The organism is Knoellia koreensis (genome assembly GCF_013041615.1).
GTDB classification, from domain to species: Bacteria; Actinomycetota; Actinomycetes; order Actinomycetales; family Dermatophilaceae; genus Pedococcus; species Pedococcus koreensis.
On record NZ_JABEPQ010000002.1, the window covers coordinates 262,575 to 284,409 of the forward strand.

Sequence of the window (21,835 nt, forward strand, 5' to 3'; positions counted from 1 at the left end):
TCCCCCGGCGCCGCCCCAGACTGGCGACGCACGAGAGACGCTCGGAAGGGGAGCCGAACCATGAACCGCAGCATCCGCACCGCCCTGGCCGTGACCGGGGCGCTGGCCGTGACGGCGGGGGTCGTCGCCGTCACACCTTCGCTGGCCGCGGGCCCGTACAAGCCCGTGTATGCCGCGAACTTCGCCGACCCGGCGATCGCGCCGGTCCCTAGCGCCGACGGCTTCGACTTCGTCGGTGTCGCGACCGGGGCCAGGGTCAAGGTGGCCAGTGCCGACACGGCCGCCGGCACCTGGCGTGGCAGGGCTCCCGCGCTCGTCGAGGGACGCGCGCCGTGGGCGTCCGGCTCGGTGATGTGGGCACCGGACCTGCACCGCGCCAAGGACGGCACATGGGTCCTCTACTTCGCCGCACCGGTGAGCCGGCTCGCGCAGAACCAGCGCTGCATCGGCGCCGCGACCTCGAGCAGGCCGACCGGCCCGTTCCGCTACCAGTCGCGGCCGGTCGTCTGCCCCGGTAGCCGCGACCCGAGGGTCGACAACGTGCCGGGCCGCCCACTGGCCGGTGCCGGCGTGATCGACCCGTCGGTGTTCGTGGACAAGGCGGGCCGCAGCTTCCTGCTCTACAAGACCCAGAAGCTGCCCGCGACCCTGCGGATCGTGCGCCTCAACGACAAGGCGACGAGGGTCGCCGACGGCGCGACGAGCCGGGAGCTGGTGCGCTCACGCAGCACGATCCTGGAGAACCCCGCCCTGGTCCAGCGCGGCAAGTCCTACGTCATGTTCGCGTCGTACAAGACCTACAACACCTGCCGCTACGAGACCGTGTGGATGCGCTCGAACAGCCTCGGCAAGGGCGCCTTCCAGAACGCGCGCAAGAACGTGCTCATGACGTCGCGCTCGACCGGCTTGTGCGGCCCCGGCGGAGCGGACATCGCCACGACGCCGACCACGAGCCGCATCTTCTTCCACGGCTGGACCTGCAAGGGCACCAACCCGTGCCCGGCCGACCTCGACGTGACGAAGAAGTACCGCAAGGGCGACATCCGCAGCCAGGCCAAGCGCTCGCTCTACGCCCGCAACCTCTCCTGGAACGGCGCTACCCCTGTGCTCGGCAGCTGGCTCACCCCACGCTGACGCGTCCGCCCGGTCGGTCGGCACGGTCGACCGCCACACGCGATGGGCCGCGACACCGGTTGGTGTCGCGGCCGGGCGCGTCGTGCACTGTCGTGTGGCGGTATGCCGGGTTGGGCGGCTCTCAGAAGAGCGCGGACATCAGCGCGGTGCGGCCCTTGCGCACCCGCTCGTCGGCATTGCCGACCACGGCGAACAGCTCGAGCAGGTGGGCGCGGGCGCGCTCGCGCTCCTCGCCCCCGGTCGCGCGGACAAGGTCGATCAGCCGGGTGAAGGCGTCCTCGACGTGACCGCCGAGCAGGTCGAGGTCGGCCACCATGATCTGGGCGTCGACGTCGAGCGGTGCGGCGGCAGCCTTCTCGCGAGCGGCCTGGAGGTCGACGCCCTGGGTGCGCTGCATCAGGCCGACCTGGGCGAGGCCGATCTCGGCGTCGTTGTCGTTCGGGTCCTGCTTGAGCGCAGTCTTGTAGGCACGCGCGGCTGCGTCGAGGTCACCCTTCTCGATGGCGTCGAACGCCTCCTGGTGCAGCGGCGGCAGCGGCTTCTCCTCGTCCTCACCGGCGCCGTCCCCGTCACCGAGCTGCACCCGGTCGACGACACCCTGCTGCACCGCGATGGCGAGGAACTCGTCGAGCACCTGCTTGACCGTCTGCTCCGGCTGCACGCCGGCGAACATCGGCACCGGCTGCCCCTGCACGAGACCGATCGTGACCGGCACGGACTGCACCTGGAAGGCGCGCATGAGGCCGGGGTTGGCCTCAACGTTGATGCTGACGACCTGGAAGCGCCCTTCCGAGCCGACCGCGACCTTGACCACGGTGTCGAGGTAGTCACGCGACTCGGGCAGCTGGGCCGCCCACAGCACCGCGACCAGCGGCACCTTGAGCGAGGCGTTCGCGATCTCCTGGAAGTTGGCGTCGGTGCCCTCGACGACGGCACCGGAACGCCCGGGCACACCGGTCGCGCCCCCAGCACCACCGACGGCGGACGCACCGCCGGCACCACCCGGCATACCAGCGCCTGCGCCGGCGCCAGCGGCACCCTGCAGACCCGAGAGGTCGACGGCGCCCCGCAAACCGGCGCCGGTGTTCGGCTGTTCAGTCATGGGGACGATTCTGTCGCACCGACGCGGCAGCCGCTCACGCGCCCTTCGCGGAGTACAACGTCTGGTCCACGGCCACGACGCTCGCCTCCCCCTTCGGCGGGACGGTGAGCACCACGGTCTCGTAGGTGCGCAGCTCGGCGTCCTTGGTGAGGGTCTTCTTCTTGACCAGCTTCTGGAACTCGGCGCTCGGCGTCAGCGACTTGCCACCCGACGCGAGCTTGATCGCGTCCGTGCGCGAGAGCAGGCCGAAGACCAGCAGGCCGCCGTCCTTGAGCCGGATCGCGACCGGGTCGGGCTGCGGCGTGTGCACCTGGGTCAGCGTGGCCAGCTTGCCGAACGACTTGGCCTGCGCGGCGGCGTTGGCCTTCACCGCCGTGGAGAACGGGTCCGTGGTGTCGACCGCCTTGGTGGCTGTGGGCTTGGGGTAGGCGAGCGCACCGGCATACGCCTTGAGCAGCTCCGCGGGCGCGACCGGGTCCTTGGTGTCCTCCGCGACCAGCGGCGAGCCGGCCGTCACGGCGTCGAGTGCCGCGACGCTGGCGCCGGACTGCATGGTCGCCGACGAGCTCAGCCGGAACGGCGTGGCGGCGTCCGGGGAGGTGAGCAGGTTGAGCACGAGGCGGCCGTCGGGCTCGGTGGTCTGGGCAAGGATGACCCGCGGCCACGCGGTGCCGCGCGAGATGGCGAGCACCTTGGGCTGCTCGGTGCGCTCCACCGGTGCGGTGGCCGTCGAGGAGTCGGCCGGCTCGACCTTCGCGGCAGCCGTGGCGACGGCGAGCGCGGTGCCGGTGAGGGCCTCCTTGCGCAGCGTGTCGGCGGCGTCGCCCTTGGCGTCACGCGCCTCCTGCGCCTTGCCGAGGACCCGGCTCGCGATCTGCTGCGCGCTGTCGGCCGTGATGGGTGCGGTGGTCGTGGTCTGGGACGGCGCCTCGCGCACGCCGACGACGGACGAGCCACAGCCGGAGAGCGCGAACGCAGCCACCGCGGCGACCCCCACAAGGCGGCGGGCGGAACGGCTGGGGCGGCTCATGCGGAGACCTCCGTGGGAGTCGGGTCGGGTTCGGTGTCGGTGTTCTTCTTCTCGGCGGCGCGCCAGCGGCGGGCCATGCCGGTGAGGCCGACGATGCCGACCACGGTCGCGATCAGGCCGATGAGCGCGATGAGCAGCGCCTGCCAGAACCACGTCTTGCGTTCCACCGTCAGGGTGACGCGCTCGACGGAGCCGCCGGGCGCGGCGACCACGAGTGACTCGGGCGCGTTGGCCTGGCTCACCGTCAGCCGCGCCTGTCCCTTGCCGGAGACGGCCTGACGCCACACGTCCGCGGCCGCGAGGGTCGCGGGTGCGTCGCCCGTGCCGGACGCCTTGGTCGTGAGGCTCCAGTCGCGCACGTGCGCGCCGTCGACCGTCACCCGAGTCGCCTTGCCGACGACGGCGTCCGCGTCGGACGGGGTGGTGCGCCCCACCCAGACCTGGCCGTCGCCCTTGGCGCGACCGGTCACCGTCACGTCGTCGTTCACCCGGTTGAGCACCTCGGGTGTGAGGACGACGACGCCGCGAGTGTTCGGCGTCGTCTCGAAGGTTGCACTACCCGACGATCCGAGGTTGATGGTGAACCACGATCCGACGATGAGCAGCGCGAGCCCCAGCACCGTCAGGACGGGTGGGAGGATGCGCCTGCTCAGGACCGACGCGCGCTTGGCCAGGTCCGACACAGCACAGCTTCCTTACGTGAGACGGCCGTCACGAGGGGTCTCCCCGTGGCGGCATTCCCTCCACCATGACCCACGGACCGCTGCTTCGACAAATCCCCAGCGCGTTTCAAACGGCTCTCGCAGGTGCGGAAATGGCATGATCGGGCCCTGATGACCCTGCGTTCCAAGCACTCCCGACACCGCCGTCCGGGCCGCCCCCGCGAGGAGGCGACGGAGCAGGCGATCGCCGAGGCCGCGCGCGAGGTGCTGGCCGCCAAGGGCGTCTCGCGGATGTCGATGGAGCACGTCGCCGCGAAGGCCGGTGTAGCCAAGAGCACGCTCTACCGGCGCTGGCCGTCGAAGGTCGAGCTCGCCGTTCACGCCGTCGCCGCCCGCTTCGACCAGATCGAGGTCGGCGACCACGGGTCGCTCGCGGCAGACATGCGGGCCGGCATCGAGGAGGCGGCGCGGCTCCTGCGCGACCCCTCGACGGGCGGGGCGTATGCCGCGTTGCTGGCCGAGTCGGCCCGTGACCCCGAGGGCGTGGGCACCAAGGTGCGCGAGTCCCTGTCGATCCGGCTGCACGACGTGGTCGCCACCTCGGTGCAGCGGGCCATCGACCGGGGCGAGATCGCACCGGACATGGTCGACGTCGACCTGCTCGCCGACGTGGTGGTGGGGTCGGTCATGCACCGGGCGCTGGTGACCGGCGAGCCCGACGACGCGTTCGTCGACGGGCTGATCCAGATGCTCGCCGACGCGGCGTACGCCCGGTGGTTGCGCGCGCAGAAGGCGACCGGCGACACCTGAGCCGGCCCCGCGGCATACCCGCCCCGCCGGCGCCAACCCCACACAAGGCAGGTTGGCGCCGACGAACCAGCGGACAGGCGGGCTCAGAAGCGGGCGGGCTCGCGGTAGATGCCCCACTCGTCGCGCAGCGCGTTGCAGATCTCGCCGAGGGTGGCCTCGGCGCGGACGGCGTCGAGCATGGCGGGCACCATGTTGTCGCTGGTGCGCGCAACCTCGACCATGCGCTGCACGGCCGCGGTCACGGCGGCCTCGTCGCGACCGGCCTTGCGCTCCTTGACCAGCGCCACCTGCTCGCGCTCGACCTCGTGGCTCACGCGCAGGATCTCCAGCTCGTGGCTGACCGACCCGGTGTGGGTGTTGACGCCGACGACCTTCTTGTCGCCCTTCTCCAGGGCCACCTGGTACTGGAAGGCGGCCTCGGCGATCTCCGACATGAACCAGCCCTCCTCGATGCCGCGCAGGATGCCCTTGGTCATCGGCCAGCTGGCGCCGTCGGCCTTGCCGGTGTTCTCGCGCATGAGGGCGGCGAGCTGCTCGGTGTCGGCGGAGGTGAGGTCGCTGCCACCGAGGGCGAGGATGCGGTCGAAGATCTTGGTAGCCTCGGCCTCGATCTTGTCGGTGAGGGCCTCGACGTACCACGAGCCACCGAGCGGGTCGGCGACGTTGACGACGCCGGTCTCGTCCATGATCACCTGCTGGGTGCGCAGCGCGATCTCGGCGGCCTGCTCGGTCGGCAGGGCGAGCGTCTCGTCAAGAGCGTTGGTGTGCAACGAGTTCGTGCCACCGAGGACGGCGGCGAGCGCCTCGACGGCGGTGCGCACGACGTTGTTGTAGGGCTGCTGCGCGGTAAGGCTGACGCCGGCGGTCTGGGTGTGGAACCGCAGCCACTGCGCCTTGTCGGTCTTGGCGCCGTAGACGTCGCGCATCCAGCGAGCCCAGATGCGGCGGGCGGCGCGGAACTTCGCGATCTCCTCGAAGAAGTCGACGTGGCTGTCGAAGAAGAACGACAGGCCGGGCGCGAACTTCTCGATGTCGAGGCCACGGGACAGGCCCAGCTCGACGTAGCCAAACCCGTCGGCGAGCGTGAACGCCAGCTCCTGCGCGGCCGTCGAACCGGCCTCGCGGATGTGGTAGCCGGACACCGACAGCGGCTTGTAGGCCGGGATGTTCTCGGCGCAGTACTCCATGAGGTCGCCGATCAGGCGCAGGTGCGGCTCGGGCGCGAACAGCCACTCCTTCTGGGCGATGTACTCCTTGAAGATGTCGGTCTGCAGGGTGCCGTTGAGGACACCGAGGTCGACACCCTGGCGCTCGGCGGCGACGAGGTACATGCAGAACACCGGGACGGCCGGGCCGCTGATCGTCATCGAGGTGGTGGTGTCCCCGAGCGGGATGTCCTTGAACAGGATGTCCATGTCGTCGGCCGAGTCGATGGCGACACCGCAGTGGCCGACCTCGCCGAGGCTCATGGGGTCGTCGGAGTCGCGGCCCATCAGGGTCGGCATGTCGAACGCCACCGACAGCCCGCCGCCACCGCGCTCGAGGATCATCTTGTAGCGCTCGTTGGTCTGCACCGCGTTGCCGAAGCCGGCGAACTGCCGGATCGTCCAGGTGCGACCGCGGTAGCCCGTCGGGTAGAGGCCGCGGGTGAAGGGGAACTCCCCCGGCCAGCCGATCGCCTCGGGCACCTCAGCGCCGTCGACGGGGCCGTAGACCGGGTCGACCTCGAGCCCGGACAGCGTCGTGAAGTCGGCGTCGCGCACCTGCCCCTTGGCCTGCGCCGCGTCGAACCTGGCCTGCCAGCGCGCGGCGCCCGTCTCCACCGGCTGCTCGGGCTGGGTCTGCGGGGCTGCGCTCTGGGTCATGACGGCCAATTTACTAGGACGTCCTAGTAAATGTCACGCCGAGCTCCCGGGGCCCTCCCGCAAAACCCTCGTTGCTGACATGAAACGGGGCGTCTGGAGCCCCGTTTCATGTCAGCAACCCCCGTTTTGCCAAAGCAACCGCGAGGGGTATGCCGCGAGGCCGGGCTGGGTGCCCGAGGCTCGGTCGGGCGCGTCAGGCGTCGAAGTCGGCGGCGCCGACGCGGACCTTGCGCAACAGCTCGAACAGCTGCTCGTGCTCGGCGGCGGTGAGCATGCCGAGACCGAACTTCGCCCCGACGAGGTCGCGCGTGGCCGCCTCCATGGCGTCGCGCCCGGCCGGCGTGATGATGGCGAGCGTGCCGCGACCGTCGTCGGGGTTGGGCACGCGCTCGACGAAGCCTTGCGCGTCGAGGCGCTGGACGATGTTGGTCGCGCTCGTCGGGTGCACCATCAGCCGCTGCCCGATCTTGGTCATGCCGAGCCGACCGTCGCGGCTGAACGCCAGCAGCACCAAGGCTTCATAGCGAGCGAACGACAGCCCGTGCCGGGCGCAGATCGCGTCGTAGTCGGTGATGAGCAGCTGCTGCACCCGCATGACCGACGTCGCACTGGCCATCGCCAGGGGCTGCGAGGTCCGGCCCCACCGCTTGGTCCACAACTGCGCGGCGCGGGTGATCGGGTCGAACGGCAGCTTGATCGGCTTGGGCACCTACCGAAGGGTAGTGGCGCCCGAACCACGCGCGCCGGGGCGCTCACCCGCCGGATGCCACGCACAGACCCCGGCCCTGCGCCGACCTCCGTCCTGAAGCCGATCTCCGTACCGGCGCCGACCTCCCTCGCACGCCGACCTCCGTCCCGCGCCGTCTCCGTCCCGCGCCGTCTCCGTCCCGCGCCGTCTCCGTCCCGCGCCGTCTCCGTCCCGGGTCGACGGCGTCGGACAGGCCCGTCCACCAGCCAGAGCCAGTGACACAAAGTTCAGCTTCACCCCGCGGGCGTTCATGGTCGTCGGTGGAAGGTGACGTGTTTGCGGCCTTGGGTGTCGGTGGTGATGGTGTGGCTGTAGTTGGGGTCGTGAGCCCGGGTGTGGTCGGAACCGCACAGGGGGATGAGTTTGTCGAGGTTGGTGTCGCCACCCAGTGCCCACGGGTCCTCGTGGTGGAGCTCGGCCCAGGCGGACGGGCGGTCGCAGCCTTCGGCGGCGCAGGTGTCGTAGGTGACGGCGGTTGCAACGCGTTGGGCTTCGGTGAAGAAGCGGGTGGCGCGGCCGAGGTCGAGTACCTGTGACTGACCGTTCAGGACGGCCGGCAGGATCCCGGCGCCGCAGGCCAGGCGTCGGGCGGCCGAGGCGGAGATGTCGTGCCCGGTGTCGAGCCCGGCCGCGCGCACGTCGTGGGTGAGCTGGTCGTGGTCGAGCTTGACGACGATGGTGGCGGCGACCTTGCCGGACAGGTGGTCGGTGGGCAGGTGCTCGAGCAGCTCGACGAATGCCTGCCCGTACTTCTGCTCCCACGTAAGGTCCTCGGCCCGGAACGCGGCCCACACTTCCCGCTGTACCGCTTCCCGCTGAGCGGTTGCGGCGGCGGCGGTCACCTCGTTCGCGCCGCCACCACCACGATCCCGGCCGCCGCCTGGTGCGGCGGTCGCGTCGATCGTGGTTGCGGCGGCTGTGGTTGCGGCGAGCTCGGCCTTGGCGTCTTTGGCTGCCTTCTGCGCGAACCGGCGCGGTGAAGCCATCTGCTGGACCACCTTGCGCAGGATCGTGCCGGCCAGCACCGGGACCGTGAAGTGGCCGGTGACGGTGCCGTCGTGGTTGTCGCTCATGACCAGCCGGGTGGCACGCATCGCCGCCTTCTCCTGCGCACGCAGGACACCGTCCTCGTGGGCGTCGACCTCGGCCTGGGTGCGCCCGGCAGCCTCGAGCTCACGCCGCCCTTCCCTGGCGAGCCGGCCCGGGTCCACGTGGGCGGCCTTGGCCACCATCGACGCCTCGATCCGCGCGCGTTCGCTGGCGGTGATGCAGGGCGGGAGCTGTTCGGCGGTGCGGGCGATGACCGTGGCGTGCTGGGTTGTCAGGTCGCCGCGCGCGAGAGCGTCCTTGGTAGCCGGCAGCTCGGCCTCCAGCGCGGTCGCCAGCTCGAGGTCCCGCGCGGCCCCGGCGCCACCGCCGGTGCCACGGTGTGCCAGCCACGCCGCCGTGCCCGTGTGGCCTGTGCGGTCGGCCACCCGGGCCCGGTCGACGACCGCGATTGCGGCGAGCTTGAGCGCCTGCAACCGGGCCACCGCCCGCTCCGCGTCGCGAATGACCGAGGCGGCGTCAGCCACCCCGAGATCGCCGGCCGACCCGGCCCGGTCCAGCACCGCATGCACCTCGCGCACGGCCGCGTCCGCACCCAGAACGGGTGCCACAGGGAGCGCCGGTGCGAGAGCCATACCCAACTATAACCGAACAACAGTTCGAATGTCAAGCTTCATTTGCTCGTGACTGAACCCGGTTGCCGCGAGCGACCCAGCGTGAGCCTCCTACGTCCGCACCCTGAGGACCGACTGCAGCTGGGCCCGCGAGGAGCAGTCCGGAGCGTGGTGCCACCTGTGGAAACAGCCAGCGTCAGGGCAGGCGGACCGTCTCAGCGCGTCCGTCGTCGAGCCGGATCTCGCCATCCGCGTGCGCCGCCGCGTCCGGGTCGTGGGTGGCCATGATGACGATGGCGCCACGGTCGGCCTCGGCCCGCAGCAGGGCCAGCACGCGCTCCCGGTTGTCATGGTCGAGCTCGCTGGTCGGCTCGTCGGCGAGCAGCACCCGGGCGTGCTGCGCCAGGCCGCGAGCGACCGCAACCCGTTGCTGCTGGCCGCCGCTCAGCTCCTCGGCGAGGTGGCTGCCCGACTCCTCCAGGCCCACCGAGCGCAACGCGTCGTGCGCCCGTCGTCGCGCCTCCTGCGCCTTCGCACCCACCGCGATCAGCGGCAGCTCGACGTTCTCCTGCGCCGTGAGCAGCAACGCCAAGGCACTCCCCTGCGGGATGACCGCGATGCCCAGCTTCGTCGCCCGGGTCCGGTCACCCACCGACTCCTCACCGAGCCGGATCGACCCCTGCGAGGGCACGGCACCGGCGATGGCCCACAACAACGACGACTTACCCGCCCCACTGTGTCCGGTCACGGCGATGAACTCACCGGCATACGCCTGCAACGACACGGCATTGACCGCGACGGCCTCGCCGTAGCGAACGGTCACGTCGGTCAGCTCCAGCGGCGGCGACTCCTGGTCCTCGTCCCGCACATCGGCGAACCGCACGGCCTCGCTCACTCCTGACCACCGCCTTGCGGGATGATCGTCCAGACATCGTCGACCCGGTGCACGCGCACGAGCGAGCCGGGCGGCAAGTCCTCGACCACGACGGCCGGCAACGGCAACGACCCATCGGCCGACACCACGGCATACTCCTCGCCCTGGCGGCCCTCGCCGCCGACCCGGCCGTCGCGGATGGTGACCGTTCGAGGCAGCCGCGCGGCCACCTCAGGGTCATGGGTGACTACGACGATCGTGGTGCCCCACTCCTCGTTGACCCGGTGGAGCGCGTCGAGCACGACGTCGCGTGAGGTGTGGTGCAGCTGGCTCGTCGGCTCGTCACCGAGCAGCAGGCCCGGCCGGCTCGCCAGCGCCACCGCGAGGGCGGCGAGCTGGAGCTTTCCGGGCGGCAACGAGTCGAGGGGGGCCGACACCGAGTCGCTCAACCCGACGAGCTCGAGCACCTCACCAGGGCCCGGCACGGAGCGTCCGGCCTTGCGCGCCGACCGCTGCGCGAACTCGACGTTCTGGCGAGCGGTCAAGTAGGGCAGCAGGTTTCGCGCCGCACCCTGGAGGATGAGACCGACGTCGGCGGCCCGGAACCGGTCGAGCTCTGCCTCCGTCATCGTCGACAACTCGTGGTCCCCCACGGTCACCCGACCGGCGCTGGGACGCATCAACCCACCGAACAGCGTCAGCAACGTCGACTTGCCCGCACCCGACGGCCCGAGCAACCCCACGATCTCCCCGGGCGCGACGGTCAGGTCGACCCCCGACAACGCCGCCACGTCGTGGCCCTCCGCGCGGTAGATGTGCACCAAGCCACGGGTGCGCACCCCCAGCCCGGTCGTCACCGGCACCGCCAGATCAACGCTCACAGGGCCTCCCTCACCCGGCGCAACGCGATCCGCCGGCCCGAGGCCATCGCGCACAACACCGCCACCGCGACCAGCACCACCACGGACGCCAGTGCAGCTCCCACCACGGCCAGGATCGAGGGCTGGATCTGCAACGCCGGCACCGGCGTCGCGGGGTCGTCGAACAACGGCAGCAACGGCATGGCCACCTGCGCCGCCACCGCTCCACAGACCGCACCGACCACGGCACCGACCACCACGACGATCACCTGTTCCCGGATGATCGCCCGCCGGAGCGTGCCCAGCCCAACGCCCGCCATGTGCAACGCGGCCAGGTCCCGAGCCACCGTGCGCCACCCCGTGACCGTCATGACGACGACGACCAGTGCCGCGAGCAACAGGGCCATCACGCCCGTGAACGCCGCCAGGCGCATGCCCCACCCGGACCCTGACGTGTCCAGCCGGTCCTTCGCCTCGGCGTAGGTGCGGGTGTCGACGACCGAGATGCCGCCCTTGGCCAGCGCCGCACGCACCTCGCCGGCACGCGCCGGGTCCTTGACCCAGACCGACAGTTTTCCGGAGGTGGACAGCGTTCCACCCAGTCGCTCGAGGGTCCCCATGTCGACCATGACGCCGCGGTCACCCACGACGGGCAGCGCGTCGGGCCGTTGGGCTGCCCTGACCTGGATCGGCACACCGTTGAGGCCCGCGACCTGGAAGGACTCGGCCGTCCCACCGGCGGGCACGCGACCGGCCAGGAGGCCGGGCACGACGGCCGGCACGTCGGCATACGAGAGCCCGACCGTCACCCCACTCGACACCAGGTCGAACTGCATCGTGTCGGCCTTGGGGACCGTGAGCTTGAGCGAGTCCGTCGTGCCGGAGGCGACCGGTACGAACGGGTTCCAGCGGTTCACGTCGGCGACGTCGAGCCGTTGGCCGTCGAGCGCGAGTCCACTGATCGTGACGGAGCCCGAGAGCTTGGTCGTGAACTGGTCCGGGGTGAAGAGGAGCCCGTCGAAGCGGCATCCGTCGGGGCACAGGACCTTGGCGTTGATCTTCGCCGAACCCGTCCCCAGGTCGGGCACCGTGAAGAGGTCGCGCGTCAGCCGCTCGCCCTTGGGGGACGTCACCGAGATGCGCACGCGGATGGGCGCAGCGCCGGCCCCGGCCGCCGGTGGCGTGCCCGGACTCGACCCCGGTGGCAGGCCGGGCACCTGGGCCGGTCCGTCACCCGCGCCCTGACCGCCGGCTAGGTTCCACGCGATCCGCCCCGTGAGGGTGGTCCCCTGGAGGTTGACGGTGCGCACGTCAGGAACCTGCAGGGAGTCCAGCCGCAGCTCCTGGCCGCCCGGCGTGTACGCCACCTTCTCGAACTGGGTCCGGATGACAGCCATCGTGGATGTCGAGTCCGCTGCGGCCTGACGAATCACCGCCACCGGAGTCGCCTTGGCGCCGTCGGGGTCGTAGGCGCGCAGTGCCTGGGTGAGCACCTTCGGGTTCGTGCCGTCCGTGTCGAGGACGAGCGGCGCACCGACCTCGAGCTGCGCGCGCGCCTCCCAGTTGCGGTTGGCGACGACCAGCGCGTTCGTCGCGAAGACGGTGAGGGCCACCGCGATGCTCACGACGGTGACGACCTTGCGCAGGGCGGGACGGCGTTCGAGCCCGTATGCCGTGAGGGCGGGTCCGACCTTCCCTCGCCCGAGCTGGGTGCGCCCGACCGCGCGGGCCACAGGCACGGCGACGCGGGAGGCGAGCAGACCTCCGGCAAGGGCGATGAGGGTCGGGGTCAGCAGTGCGAGCGGTCCCTTGAGGGTGCCCGTGGCGAGGCCGATGAGACCGAAGATGGCGAGCGCGACGGCCAGGATGTCGACGACGCCGAGGCCGCCTCGACGCTGGGGCGCGACCCGGCGCAGGAGCGCCGAGATCGACTGGCGCTGCAGGGGACGCACGGCTACACCGATGGCGAGGAGACAGACCAGCGCCGCGACCACGAGCCCGACGACCGCCAGCCAGGGGAACTCGAACGGGACACCGCCCGCCAGCAGGCTGCGCCGGACGACCTCCGACAACCCGATCGCGAGTGCCACGCCGAGCGGCAGACCCAGCAGCACGGTCAACCCGAGCTCGCCCATCACGAGTCGGCCCGCTCCCTCACGGCTGCGCCCGCGCAGCCGCGCCAGGGCCGACTCGGGGCGGCGCTGCTCGACGGCAGCCTGGGCGACGAGGATGAGGATGGCCGCCGCCAGCAGGGCGAGCTGTGCCATGAGCAGGGGCACGATGACGCGCAGCTTGTCCTGCCCGCCCTTGACCGCGGCGATCGTCCTCGGCAGCTGTGACTCGATGACGGCGCTGGGCTGCGAGTAACCGGGGGGCGACTGTGCGATGGCAGCCATGTCGTCGAGGTTGTCGACGGAGATCAGGTCCGTGCGCAGTGGATAGGTCAGCCTCGATGCGGCCTGGACCCAGCGCACGTCGAAGGTGTCGACCGGGGTGACGAAGTCATCGACGCCCGGCACCTGCTCGAGGCCGACCGTGATCGGGATTCCGGACTTGCCGTCGAGCTGGGTGCGAAGCCAGTAGTCGGGGTCCGGATTGACCGTGTACGCGCCGGTCACGGTCAGAACCTGGAAGGGGTTCATCGAGGCGTCGAACTTGCCTTCCGAGATGCCCGGGATGCCGACTTCGAACTTCTGGCCGACCTTCCACTTCCACGCGGCCATGTCCTTGGCGGCGACCAGCACCTGCCCCGCGTCCCTCGGACAGGTACCCGTCGTCAGGGTCAGGTGCTCACAGGCGTCCGGCCGCGCGACCAAGCGCACGGGGGATGGCTTGAGCCCGTCGCGGGGCACGACGTTGATCTGGTCGGTCATCTCCTCGATGGGCGGCCCGTAGATGCGCAGCAAGCCACCGGGAACCGACCCCTTGAGGCTGCCCGGCGTCATCTCGGGGTCGGCTTCGCTGCGTCCACCGCGCACGATGAGCGCCGTGTCGGCCACCGGAGCCTCGTCGACGGCCGAACGCAGCAGGGACTGCTCGAGCGCTCGCTCGTAAAGGGGCGCGAAGACGGCGCACGTCGCGATCAGGGCCGACAGGAGCACGAGCACCAGCGCCTGCGCGCGCCGGTAGCGGATCGCAGCCCACATGCCCGCGTGACCTCCCGCGCTCGCCCGTCGTCCCCTGTGCGCTCGACCCTAGGGCGGATTCCTGCGGCGGGCGGCTACATTCCGGCAACGATTCACGCACCCGGGGCACGCGCCCGCAAGGTTGGCGGTCAGCGCCGCTCGATGGCCTCCTCCAGGCGCTCGAGCTTGGCGGTCATCTCGCCCCTGTAGCCCTCGCGGATGTCGGCCTTGAGCACCAGGCTCACGCGCGGGCCGAACTCCGCGACGGCGTCGACCGCACCCTTGACGACGGCCATCACCTCGTCCCAGTCGCCCTCGATCTCGGTGAACATCGACGAAGTCCGGTGGGGCAGACCGGATTCGCGCACGACGGCGATGGCGGCAGCGACGGCGTCACTGACCGAACCGGTGTCGTCAGCAGCGACGGACGGGGCAACGGAGAACGCGATGAGCATGCCCCCAACCTACGTCGCCGCGCGCTTGCTTGCGTCTGCGTGGTTGCCCACCAGCGGGGCAAGTTCGCAGACGCAAGCGGGAGGTATGCCGCGTGGTCGCCTCAGGCGTCGAGCTTGCGCTGGTAGGCGAGCAGCGCCTCGACCCTGCGGAAGCCCAGGTCCTCGTTGACGCCGACCATGTGCGCGTTCTGCTCGGCGTTGCAGGTCTGGACCCGCTTGGCGTCCGGGGCTATGCGCGCGAGCTCCTGCAGGCCGCGTGCCTTGACCGCCATGCCGAGCCGGTGCCCCCGGTGCTCGCGCCGCACCAGCGTGCCCCACTGCATGACCTCCGCGGGCTCCTCGGCCCTCGTCACGAGGTCGTTGTACGCGACCACCGCACCGCTGGGGTCGATGGCCACCGTCGTGATCGGCGTCCGCCCCTGCTCGGCCATGCGGCCCAGCTCCTCGGCGTACGTCTGTGGCGTCAGCGACTCCTCCTCGAAGTCGATCTCTCCTGTGGGCGCATCGACGGCGAGCTGGTTGAAGCAGTCGCAGTAGGACTGGCGCAGCTCCTCGGGCAGGCCACCGACGTGCGTCTCGATGCGGTAGCCCTCGTGGCGCTCAGCGGCTTCGTCGGCAAACCCTTGCAGCAGTGCGGGATCGACCGGCAGGTCGAGTATGCGACGGATCTCCGTGTTGGCATAGGTGAAGCCGTGCCGCCTGGCGAACCGCGCGTACTCGTGGTCCTCCCGGTTGTCGTCCGGCACGTGGAACTCGACCAGAGCCGTCGTGCGCCCGTCCGCCCGCGTGCGCTCGACCGCCTTCTCGGCCAAGGCGCTCCCGACCCCGCGCTGCCGCAGCAGCGGGTCGACGTGCAGGTCGAACCAGGTGAACTTCGTGTTGTCGTGCAAGGGAAACCACATCAGCAGCAGCCCAGCGACCTGACCCTCCAGAACGGCGACGTAGGGCTCGAGTCGTTCGCTGCTGCTCGGCTTGCGCATGTCGATCGTGAACTCGCGCAGCGAGGGAACCTTCCCCCACGGCCGGCCGAGCAGCGCGGAGTCCCGCATCACCCGCTGGGCCTCGGCCAGCTCCTCGTCGTCGTCGACGGCAAGGGGCCGCACCGTCACCGTTTCCGTGATCGTCATGCTCACGAGTGTGTCGCCGCGCCGCATCCGGCGACAACGGGATTTCGGTCAGCTCCCGGGACGGCCGCGATGGTCAGCCCACTCGTCCTCGAGGATGGACATGAGGATCGAGTCCACCCACTCGCCGTCGAACCGCAGCGCATCGCGTCGCACGCCCTCGCGGACGAAGCCGACCTTCTCGTAGGCCCGTTGCGCGCGTGGGTTGAACGCGAACACCTCCAGGCTGACGCGGTGCAGGCCGAGCGCCTCGAAGGCGTGCCCGACGACGAGCCGCGTCGCCTCGGTGCCGAGCCCGCGGTCGCGACCGGCTGGCCCGATGAGGATGCGGAAGTTGCACGCCCGGTCCTCGGGGTCCCACTCGTTGAGCACGACCTCACCGACGACCTGCCCGCTGGCGTGGTCGACGACGGCGAGGTCGAGCCGGTCGTTCTGCTCGCTCCGCGTGGAGTACCACTGCTGCAGCAGCTCGACGTCCGGCTCCTCCCCCGCCTCCTCGCTGGTGTGGAACGAGCCAGTCAGCCGCCCCACCTCCGGGTCGCGCAGGATTTGTGTCATCACCTCGACGTCATCCGCCACGAAGGGGCGAAGGGTCACCAAATCCCCTGTCAGCGTTGGCTTTTCGGCAAAGGTGGCGGTCGCGTCAGGGGAGGTCACGAGCTCAGTCTGGCGCACGCGGCATACCCGCAGCGACGCCTTTGGCGTCGACTCGGCAGCGAGGTATGCCGCGTGGTTACGGCTCCTCGGGAAAGTCCCGCAGGTGCCGCACGGGACTGGCCAGCAGGATCGCCGGGGAGGCGAGGCTCAGCACGGCCAGCACGACGAGAGCCTCGCGCAGGCCGATCCAGCCGCCCAGGGCTCCGAACACGAGGCCGCCGACCGGGATCGCGCCCCACGACACGAACCGCACCGTCGCCATGACACGCGACAGCAGCTCCGGCGGGGTGGCCAGCTGGCGGTAGGTGCGGGTGGTCGTCGACAGCAGCACCACGCCACCGGCGAACACCACGTTGCCGAGGGCGAAGGCGAACCAGCCCACGGCGCCCGAACCCACCGGGATGAGGAACGCGCCAACGACCGACACGAACCCGCCGACCAGCGCCAGCCGCGCCGAGCCGAACCGACGCGACAGCCGCGGCACCAGTGCCGCCCCGACGAGCGACCCGATCCCCTCGGCCGCCAGCAGGAAGCCCACAAGACCGGCCGGCGCATCCAGCTCGCGCACGAGGTAGATCGCGAACAGCGCCATCTGTCCGCCGCAGACGAAGTTCGTCGCGGTCGCGTCCCACATGCACGGGCCCATCACCGGGTGACGGCTGACGAAGTGCCAGCCCTCGCGGATGCGGTCGCGCATGGGCGTGGTGTCAGTCGACGGCTCGTGCACGTCGGGCAGGCGGCCGAGGAGCACCGCCGAGATGAGGTAGCTGACCGTGTCGACGAGGAAGGTGGGCACGGCGCCCAGCAGCTGTACCGCTAGACCACCGATCGACGGGCCGCCCATCTGGGTGACGGCGTAGGTGCCGCTCACGAGGCTGTTGCGCGACTGGAGCTCGGCTTTGGGAACGACCCGTGGCAGGAACGTCATGTTGGCCACCCCGAAGATGACGTCGGCGAAGGAGATCACCAGGGCGACGACGACGAGGTGCGCCAGGGTCAGGCGGTCGCTCCACCACGCCACTGGCAGCGACAGCACGGCCACCGCCCGCACGAGGTCCATGCTCACCTGCACCCGGCGCAGCGGGTAGCGCTGCACGAGGGCGCCGGCGGGAAGCCCGATCACGAGCCACGCGACGTAGCCGGCGGCGGCGAGCAGACCCATCTGGAACGGCGTGGCGTGCAGGACCAGGACCGCGGTGAGCGGGAGCGCAACACCCGTGACAGCCGTGCCGAGGTTGCTCGTCGTCAGCGCGCCCCAGTACTGCCAGAACATGCGGGCCGCCTGGGGCGACCCGACCGCCGGTGGCTCACCCGTCGCAGTGGTGGCGCCCGCCCCGCTCGCGTCCGCGTCCGTCATCGCCAGCCAGCTCCGTTCGATGGTTCCGTTCGATGGTGAGTGCGTTCCATTTTGGAATGTACCCTAGTCGTGGCACCACCACCTCGCGACAGGCAGGATCGACCCGTGCGCCACGCCGACCTCAGCGACTCCGACTGCGGGATCGCCCAGACGCTGGGTGTCGTCGCGGACTGGTGGACGTGGCTGGTCGTGCGCGACGTCGCCGGGGGCACGACGCGGTTCGACGCGCTCCAGGAGAGCCTCGGCATCAGCCGGCGCGCGCTGGCCGAGCGGCTGTCGCGCATGGTGGACGACGGGCTACTCGAGCGAGTCCCTTACTCACACAAGCCTGTTCGTCACGACTACGTCCTGACCGACCGCGGGCGCGCGCTGCTACCCGTGCTCGTGGCGATGCAGGAGTTCGGTGACCGGCACCTGCTGGGCGACGGCAGCATCACCGCCACCGCCGGGGCCGACTCCAGCGAGGCCGAACGCGTCCACGCCCTCGTCGGCCGCCCCCTCCCCCGGCTCACGCTGCCGACCCACGACGGCGGCACGCTCGACCTGCCGCCCGACCGGTGGCAGGTCCTCTACTTCTTCCCGGGCGCCGCAGCGCCCGGCAGCACGGCATACCCACCGGGGTGGGGTGACCTCCCCGGGGCCGCCGGGTGCACGCTCGAGTCGACGACGTATGCCGCGCACCACGCCGAGTTCGTGGCCGCCGGTGCGCACGTGGCCGGCATCAGCACCCAACGCAGCGACGAGCAGGCCGCGTTCGCGGCGCACGCGAGGCTGCCCTTCCCGCTGGCGAGCGACCAGGACGCCCGGCTGGCTGCGGCCCTGCGGCTGCCGGCGTTCCGGGTGGCGGGCGTCGACCGGTTCAAGCGCCAGTCACTGCTCGTGGACCCCGACGGGGTGGTGCGCCACGTGCAGATGCCCGTGACCGACCCCGCCGGATCGGTCACCGAGATGCTCGAGGTCGTGCGCGAGCTCGTCACGGCCTGACCGAGCCCGCGCACTTGCGAGTCTTCGGAGGAATACCTCCGTTGGAGCGTACGAATTCTTCCGAAGACTCGGGGTTCAGGGCCTTGGGGTTCAGCCGATCGTGCGCTCGGCGGCGATGAGGTACTTGTCTCCGGAGCGCTGCACGGTGAACTGCTTGACCTCGCGCCCCCCGTCGCCACCCTTGTCCTTGGGCACGAACGTCAGCTGGGCGATGACCTGGTCACCGTTGACCTGCATCTCACCGACATCGACGGACTTGTAGTTCTCCCAGAACGACTCGTACGCGTTGCGGCCACCGGACTGCTGCTGCATGGCCGGCGTCAGCATCGCCCAGGTCGAGTCGCGCTCGCCCTTCTTGGTGACGTTGGCGTAGTAGCCGCGCAGGAAGTCCTGGATCGCCTGCGGGTCGGCGGTCGGCTGCGTCGTGGTGGTCGTGCTCGACGTCGTCGAGGACGGGGTCTGCGACGTCGTGCTGCTCGACGAGGTCGTCGAGGACGGCGTCGTCGAGCTGGTCGTCGACGGCGTCACGGTCTGGGTGTTGGTCGCCGTCACGGTCTGCGTTCCGCTCGGCTGCGGCTTGTTGCTGCCGAACCCGTCGGTGAGCTGGTAGGCCAGCAGCGCCACGATCCCCAACAGCAGCAACGCAATAAGGGCCCACAGCCAGCCACGCCCACCGCCGCGACGGTCCTCGTCCTCGTCGTCCGGGTACCCCGGCCCACCGGCATACCCGTCATCGGCCAAAGGCACGGGCGGCGTGACACGCTGGGTGGCCTCGACGGGCGCCGCGATGACCTCAGTCGGCGCCGCCGCGCCCGGGATGGCACCGGGGGCGAGGGCGAGGGTGGTGTCGCCCGCGGCGATGGCGCGCAACCGGTCGGCCGCGGTGGCCATGTCCCAGCGACGCGCCGGGTCGGGGTCCATCATCGCGCTGATGGCACCGGCAAGGGGGCCGGCCTTCTCCATGGGTTCGGCCTCGCCGTGCGCGATCTGCTGGAGGATCGCCAGCGGGTTGGCCTGCGCTTCGTAGGGCGGGTGGCCCTCGACCGCGTAGTAGAGGGTCGCGCCCAGCGCCCACACGTCGGAGGCCGCGGTGGGATTGCCGCCGCGGGCGAGCTCGGGAGAGAGGTAGCCCGGGGTACCGGTCATGTACCCGGTCTGGGTCAGCTGGTCGTCGGCCTGGGCGCGGGCGATGCCGAAGTCGCTGATCTTGGGCTTGCCGGCGCGGTCGATGAGGATGTTGCCGGGCTTGATGTCGCGGTGCACGATACCGCGGTCGTGGGCGCGGGCGAGCGCATCGGCCACGGCGGCACCGATCGCGGCGACCTTGGTGGGCGGCAGCGCCCCGTGGTCGCGGATCTGCTCGGCGAGGCTCTCCCCGTCGACGTACTCCATGACCAGCCAGTGCGCGGCGTCCTGGTCGACGACGTCGAACACCCCGACGGCGTTGGGGTGGTTGAGCGAGGCGGCGATGCGCGCCTCGCGCATGGCGCGGGCCGCTGCGGCCGGCTCACCGGGCAGGGCGCCGATCTGCTTGACGGCCACCTCGCGGCCCAGCACGGTGTCGCGGCACAGCCAGACCGTGCCCATGCCGCCACTGCCGATCGGCCGGATCACCTCGTATCGTCCGGCGATGACCTTCGGGTCCACACGGCTCCTTCGGGTTGCAGGGAGTGCCGACGCTCACCCTAGTGCGCGGGCCTGTCCCGCGAACTTTGGGCCAAACTTCGCCAGCGCCCGGAAGGTTCCACGCCCTGGCGAACTGTGGGCCAAAGTTCAGTCGGCGCTCAGGGGAACGGGTCGGCCCTGTCGCCGGGCAGGACCAGCTCGGGGACCTGCGTGAACGAGTACCCACCGCCCGGCACGGACTCGAGCAGGAACACCATGTCGAACCGGTCCCACGGCCACGTCGTCGGCGCCGGCGGCGTCGTGGCTCCCAGCGCGCGCACGAGGAGCGGGATGCGCACGTGCTCCCACGCCACGAGCACCGGGCCGTCCTCCTGACGCAGCAGCACGGCCAGCTCATCTTCCTGCCCGACGGCGCATGGCATCTGCACCTCGACGCCGAGCTGGGCCGCGACGAGGCTGACCGTCTCGGACTCCCGCAGGTGCAGCCCGTCCACCGGCCGCGCGGCATACACCGTGTGTGGTCGCACCAGCGGCGGGCGAGGCGACCCGACCGTGGGCGCGAACAACCCCACTAGTGCGCCCGCGCGCGCCCACCCGAACGGGACCAGTGCCTGCGAGTCCGGCAGCCCGTCCCGGGTGATGCCGTGCGGCGCACCGTCGCCCTCGGGCGGCTTCTCGCCATGGCGGATGATCATGATCACACGCGCGTGGTCACCACTCACTCGGCACTCCTTCGCCCGCCCGGTCGCTCCGGATGGTGCGCCCAGTCCCACCGCATCGCCGAGCCGGCCACCGCTCAGGCGAGCGCGTCCACGACGCGGTCGGCCGCGGCATACGGGTCAGTCCTGCCGTCCACGACCTCGGAGGCGAGCTCCTCGACGCCCTGGCCCTGGCGCAGGTCGCCCATGCGCTCGCGCAGCGCCTTGATGGCGATGGCCTCGATCTCGTCGCCGGCACGGCGCACCCGCCGCTCGCGCAGCGTGCCGCCCGCCTCCATCCACGACCAGTGCTTGTCGATCGACTCCATGACCTCGTCGACGCCTTGCCCTTGCGCCGCAACGGTTTTCACGACCGGCGGCCGCCAGAGTCCGGGTTCGGTGCGATCGCCGAGGCTGATCATGTGGCGGATGTCGCGCACCGTCGCGTCGGCGCCCTCGCGGTCGGCCTTGTTGACGACGAAGACGTCGCCGATCTCGAGGATGCCGGCCTTGGCGGCCTGGATGCCGTCGCCCATGCCGGGCGCGAGCAGCACGATCGTGGTGTCGGCGAGACCGGCGATCTCGACCTCCGACTGGCCCACGCCGACCGTCTCGACGAGCACGACGTCGCACCCGGCGGCGTCGAGCACGCGCAGCGCCTGCGGCGTCGTCCACGACAGGCCGCCCAGGTGGCCGCGGCTGGCCATCGAGCGGATGTAGACGTCGGGGTCGAGCGCGTGGTCCTGCATGCGCACGCGGTCGCCGAGGAGCGCGCCGCCGGAGAAGGGTGACGAGGGGTCGACGGCGAGGATGCCGACGCGCTTGCCGCGTTTTCGGTATGCCGCGACGAGGGCGTTCGTCGACGTGGACTTCCCGACGCCGGGGCTGCCGGTGATGCCGATGATGTGCGCGTTCCCGGTGTGCGGGGCGAGGGCCGCCATCACCTCGCGCAGGGCGGGGTGGGCGTCCTCGACGAGCGAGATCAACCGGGCGACGGCCCGAGGCGACCCTGCCCTGGCCGACTCGACCAGGGCAGGGACGTCGACGGTGCGGGGAGCCAAGC

The 21,835-nt window shown here is 71.1% G+C and carries 19 protein-coding genes; 3 read left to right on the forward strand and 16 right to left on the reverse strand.

Annotation, left to right across the window (positions count from 1 at the left end; all coding sequences use genetic code 11):
* The first annotated feature begins 60 nt into the window (after positions 1–60).
* Entirely contained in the window at positions 61–1,134 is a 1,074-nt protein-coding gene (locus HJG52_RS09615; protein ID WP_171243385.1) for a family 43 glycosylhydrolase, read from the forward strand.
* Between the two features lie 121 nt (positions 1,135–1,255).
* On the opposite strand, the gene HJG52_RS09620 is transcribed toward HJG52_RS09615, so the two are convergent.
* The 3 genes from HJG52_RS09620 to HJG52_RS09630 are packed head-to-tail and all read right to left on the reverse strand — an operon-like array spanning position 1,256 to position 3,949.
* On the reverse strand, positions 1,256–2,236 hold the full coding sequence (locus HJG52_RS09620) for a tetratricopeptide repeat protein (RefSeq protein ID WP_171243386.1): 981 nt from the start codon (positions 2,234–2,236) through the stop codon (positions 1,256–1,258).
* A gap of 34 nt (positions 2,237–2,270) precedes the next feature.
* Positions 2,271–3,266 carry a DUF8094 domain-containing protein gene (locus HJG52_RS09625; RefSeq protein WP_171243387.1) on the reverse strand — a complete coding sequence of 332 codons (996 nt, stop codon included), beginning with the start codon at positions 3,264–3,266 and terminating at the stop codon, positions 2,271–2,273.
* Complete coding sequence (locus tag HJG52_RS09630) at positions 3,263–3,949, reverse strand: hypothetical protein (protein ID WP_171243388.1); 687 nt, start codon at positions 3,947–3,949, stop codon at positions 3,263–3,265. Before HJG52_RS09630 ends, HJG52_RS09625 begins: the two co-directional genes overlap by 4 nt.
* A gap of 150 nt (positions 3,950–4,099) precedes the next feature.
* Between HJG52_RS09630 and HJG52_RS09635 the strand changes: the two genes are divergently transcribed.
* Positions 4,100–4,738, forward strand: a complete 639-nt coding sequence (locus HJG52_RS09635) for a TetR/AcrR family transcriptional regulator (RefSeq protein ID WP_171243389.1) — start codon at positions 4,100–4,102, stop codon at positions 4,736–4,738.
* A gap of 83 nt (positions 4,739–4,821) precedes the next feature.
* Here the strand turns inward: HJG52_RS09635 and icmA are convergent, their stop codons facing one another.
* From icmA to HJG52_RS09685, 10 genes are all read right to left on the reverse strand, one after another.
* Positions 4,822–6,603: a coenzyme B12-dependent isobutyryl-CoA mutase large subunit gene (gene icmA / locus HJG52_RS09640; RefSeq protein WP_171243390.1), complete on the reverse strand. Its 1,782-nt coding sequence runs from the start codon at positions 6,601–6,603 to the stop codon at positions 4,822–4,824.
* Positions 6,604–6,796: 193 nt separating this feature from the next.
* On the reverse strand, positions 6,797–7,312 hold the full coding sequence (locus HJG52_RS09645) for a MarR family transcriptional regulator (protein WP_171243391.1): 516 nt from the start codon (positions 7,310–7,312) through the stop codon (positions 6,797–6,799).
* A gap of 287 nt (positions 7,313–7,599) precedes the next feature.
* Entirely contained in the window at positions 7,600–9,033 is a 1,434-nt protein-coding gene (locus tag HJG52_RS09650) for an HNH endonuclease signature motif containing protein (protein ID WP_171243392.1), read from the reverse strand.
* A 175-nt stretch (positions 9,034–9,208) separates the two neighbouring features.
* Positions 9,209–9,907, reverse strand: coding sequence for an ABC transporter ATP-binding protein (locus HJG52_RS09655; RefSeq protein ID WP_346767663.1), 699 nt, complete (start codon positions 9,905–9,907; stop codon positions 9,209–9,211).
* Entirely contained in the window at positions 9,904–10,767 is an 864-nt protein-coding gene (locus HJG52_RS09660; protein WP_346767664.1) for an ABC transporter ATP-binding protein, read from the reverse strand. Before HJG52_RS09660 ends, HJG52_RS09655 begins: the two co-directional genes overlap by 4 nt.
* Positions 10,764–13,892: an FtsX-like permease family protein gene (locus tag HJG52_RS09665; RefSeq protein WP_171243393.1), complete on the reverse strand. Its 3,129-nt coding sequence runs from the start codon at positions 13,890–13,892 to the stop codon at positions 10,764–10,766. Before HJG52_RS09665 ends, HJG52_RS09660 begins: the two co-directional genes overlap by 4 nt.
* Positions 13,893–14,020: 128 nt before the next feature.
* The gene (locus HJG52_RS09670) at positions 14,021–14,326 is read right to left on the reverse strand and encodes a thiamine-binding protein (RefSeq protein WP_171243394.1); all 306 of its coding nucleotides are present in this window, start codon (positions 14,324–14,326) and stop codon (positions 14,021–14,023) included.
* Positions 14,327–14,427: 101 nt separating this feature from the next.
* Positions 14,428–15,453, reverse strand: coding sequence for a GNAT family N-acetyltransferase (locus tag HJG52_RS09675; RefSeq protein ID WP_171243395.1), 1,026 nt, complete (start codon positions 15,451–15,453; stop codon positions 14,428–14,430).
* Positions 15,454–15,501: 48 nt separating this feature from the next.
* Positions 15,502–16,047: a GNAT family N-acetyltransferase gene (locus HJG52_RS09680; protein WP_346767665.1), complete on the reverse strand. Its 546-nt coding sequence runs from the start codon at positions 16,045–16,047 to the stop codon at positions 15,502–15,504.
* Between the two features lie 136 nt (positions 16,048–16,183).
* Positions 16,184–17,464, reverse strand: a complete 1,281-nt coding sequence (locus HJG52_RS09685) for an MFS transporter (protein WP_171243396.1) — start codon at positions 17,462–17,464, stop codon at positions 16,184–16,186.
* A gap of 105 nt (positions 17,465–17,569) precedes the next feature.
* On the opposite strand from HJG52_RS09685, the gene HJG52_RS09690 reads away from it, so the two are divergent.
* On the forward strand, positions 17,570–18,448 hold the full coding sequence (locus HJG52_RS09690) for a winged helix-turn-helix transcriptional regulator (RefSeq protein ID WP_171243397.1): 879 nt from the start codon (positions 17,570–17,572) through the stop codon (positions 18,446–18,448).
* Positions 18,449–18,538: 90 nt separating this feature from the next.
* On the opposite strand, the gene HJG52_RS09695 is transcribed toward HJG52_RS09690, so the two are convergent.
* From HJG52_RS09695 to meaB, 3 genes are all read right to left on the reverse strand, one after another.
* A complete protein-coding gene (locus HJG52_RS09695; protein ID WP_171243398.1) occupies positions 18,539–20,095 on the reverse strand; it encodes a protein kinase domain-containing protein in 1,557 nt (518 codons plus the stop codon).
* A gap of 137 nt (positions 20,096–20,232) precedes the next feature.
* Positions 20,233–20,796 (reverse strand): hypothetical protein, encoded by a 564-nt coding sequence (locus HJG52_RS09700; RefSeq protein ID WP_171243399.1) that lies wholly within the window; start codon positions 20,794–20,796, stop codon positions 20,233–20,235.
* 74 nt (positions 20,797–20,870) lie between these two features.
* Positions 20,871–21,833: a methylmalonyl Co-A mutase-associated GTPase MeaB gene (gene meaB / locus HJG52_RS09705; RefSeq protein ID WP_171243400.1), complete on the reverse strand. Its 963-nt coding sequence runs from the start codon at positions 21,831–21,833 to the stop codon at positions 20,871–20,873.
* Between the last annotated feature and the right edge of the window lie 2 nt (positions 21,834–21,835).

Coding starts and splice junctions, on each gene's coding strand:
- HJG52_RS09620 (WP_171243386.1), bottom strand. CDS start 2,236: ATGACTGAACAGCCGAACACCGGCGCCGGTTTGCGGGGCGCCGTCGAC.
- icmA (WP_171243390.1), bottom strand. CDS start 6,603: ATGACCCAGAGCGCAGCCCCGCAGACCCAGCCCGAGCAGCCGGTGGAG.
- HJG52_RS09685 (WP_171243396.1), bottom strand. CDS start 17,464: ATGACGGACGCGGACGCGAGCGGGGCGGGCGCCACCACTGCGACGGGT.
- HJG52_RS09665 (WP_171243393.1), bottom strand. CDS start 13,892: ATGTGGGCTGCGATCCGCTACCGGCGCGCGCAGGCGCTGGTGCTCGTG.
- HJG52_RS09635 (WP_171243389.1), top strand. CDS start 4,100: ATGACCCTGCGTTCCAAGCACTCCCGACACCGCCGTCCGGGCCGCCCC.
- HJG52_RS09650 (WP_171243392.1), bottom strand. CDS start 9,033: ATGGCTCTCGCACCGGCGCTCCCTGTGGCACCCGTTCTGGGTGCGGAC.
- HJG52_RS09670 (WP_171243394.1), bottom strand. CDS start 14,326: ATGCTCATCGCGTTCTCCGTTGCCCCGTCCGTCGCTGCTGACGACACC.
- HJG52_RS09675 (WP_171243395.1), bottom strand. CDS start 15,453: ATGACGATCACGGAAACGGTGACGGTGCGGCCCCTTGCCGTCGACGAC.
- HJG52_RS09615 (WP_171243385.1), top strand. CDS start 61: ATGAACCGCAGCATCCGCACCGCCCTGGCCGTGACCGGGGCGCTGGCC.
- HJG52_RS09625 (WP_171243387.1), bottom strand. CDS start 3,266: ATGAGCCGCCCCAGCCGTTCCGCCCGCCGCCTTGTGGGGGTCGCCGCG.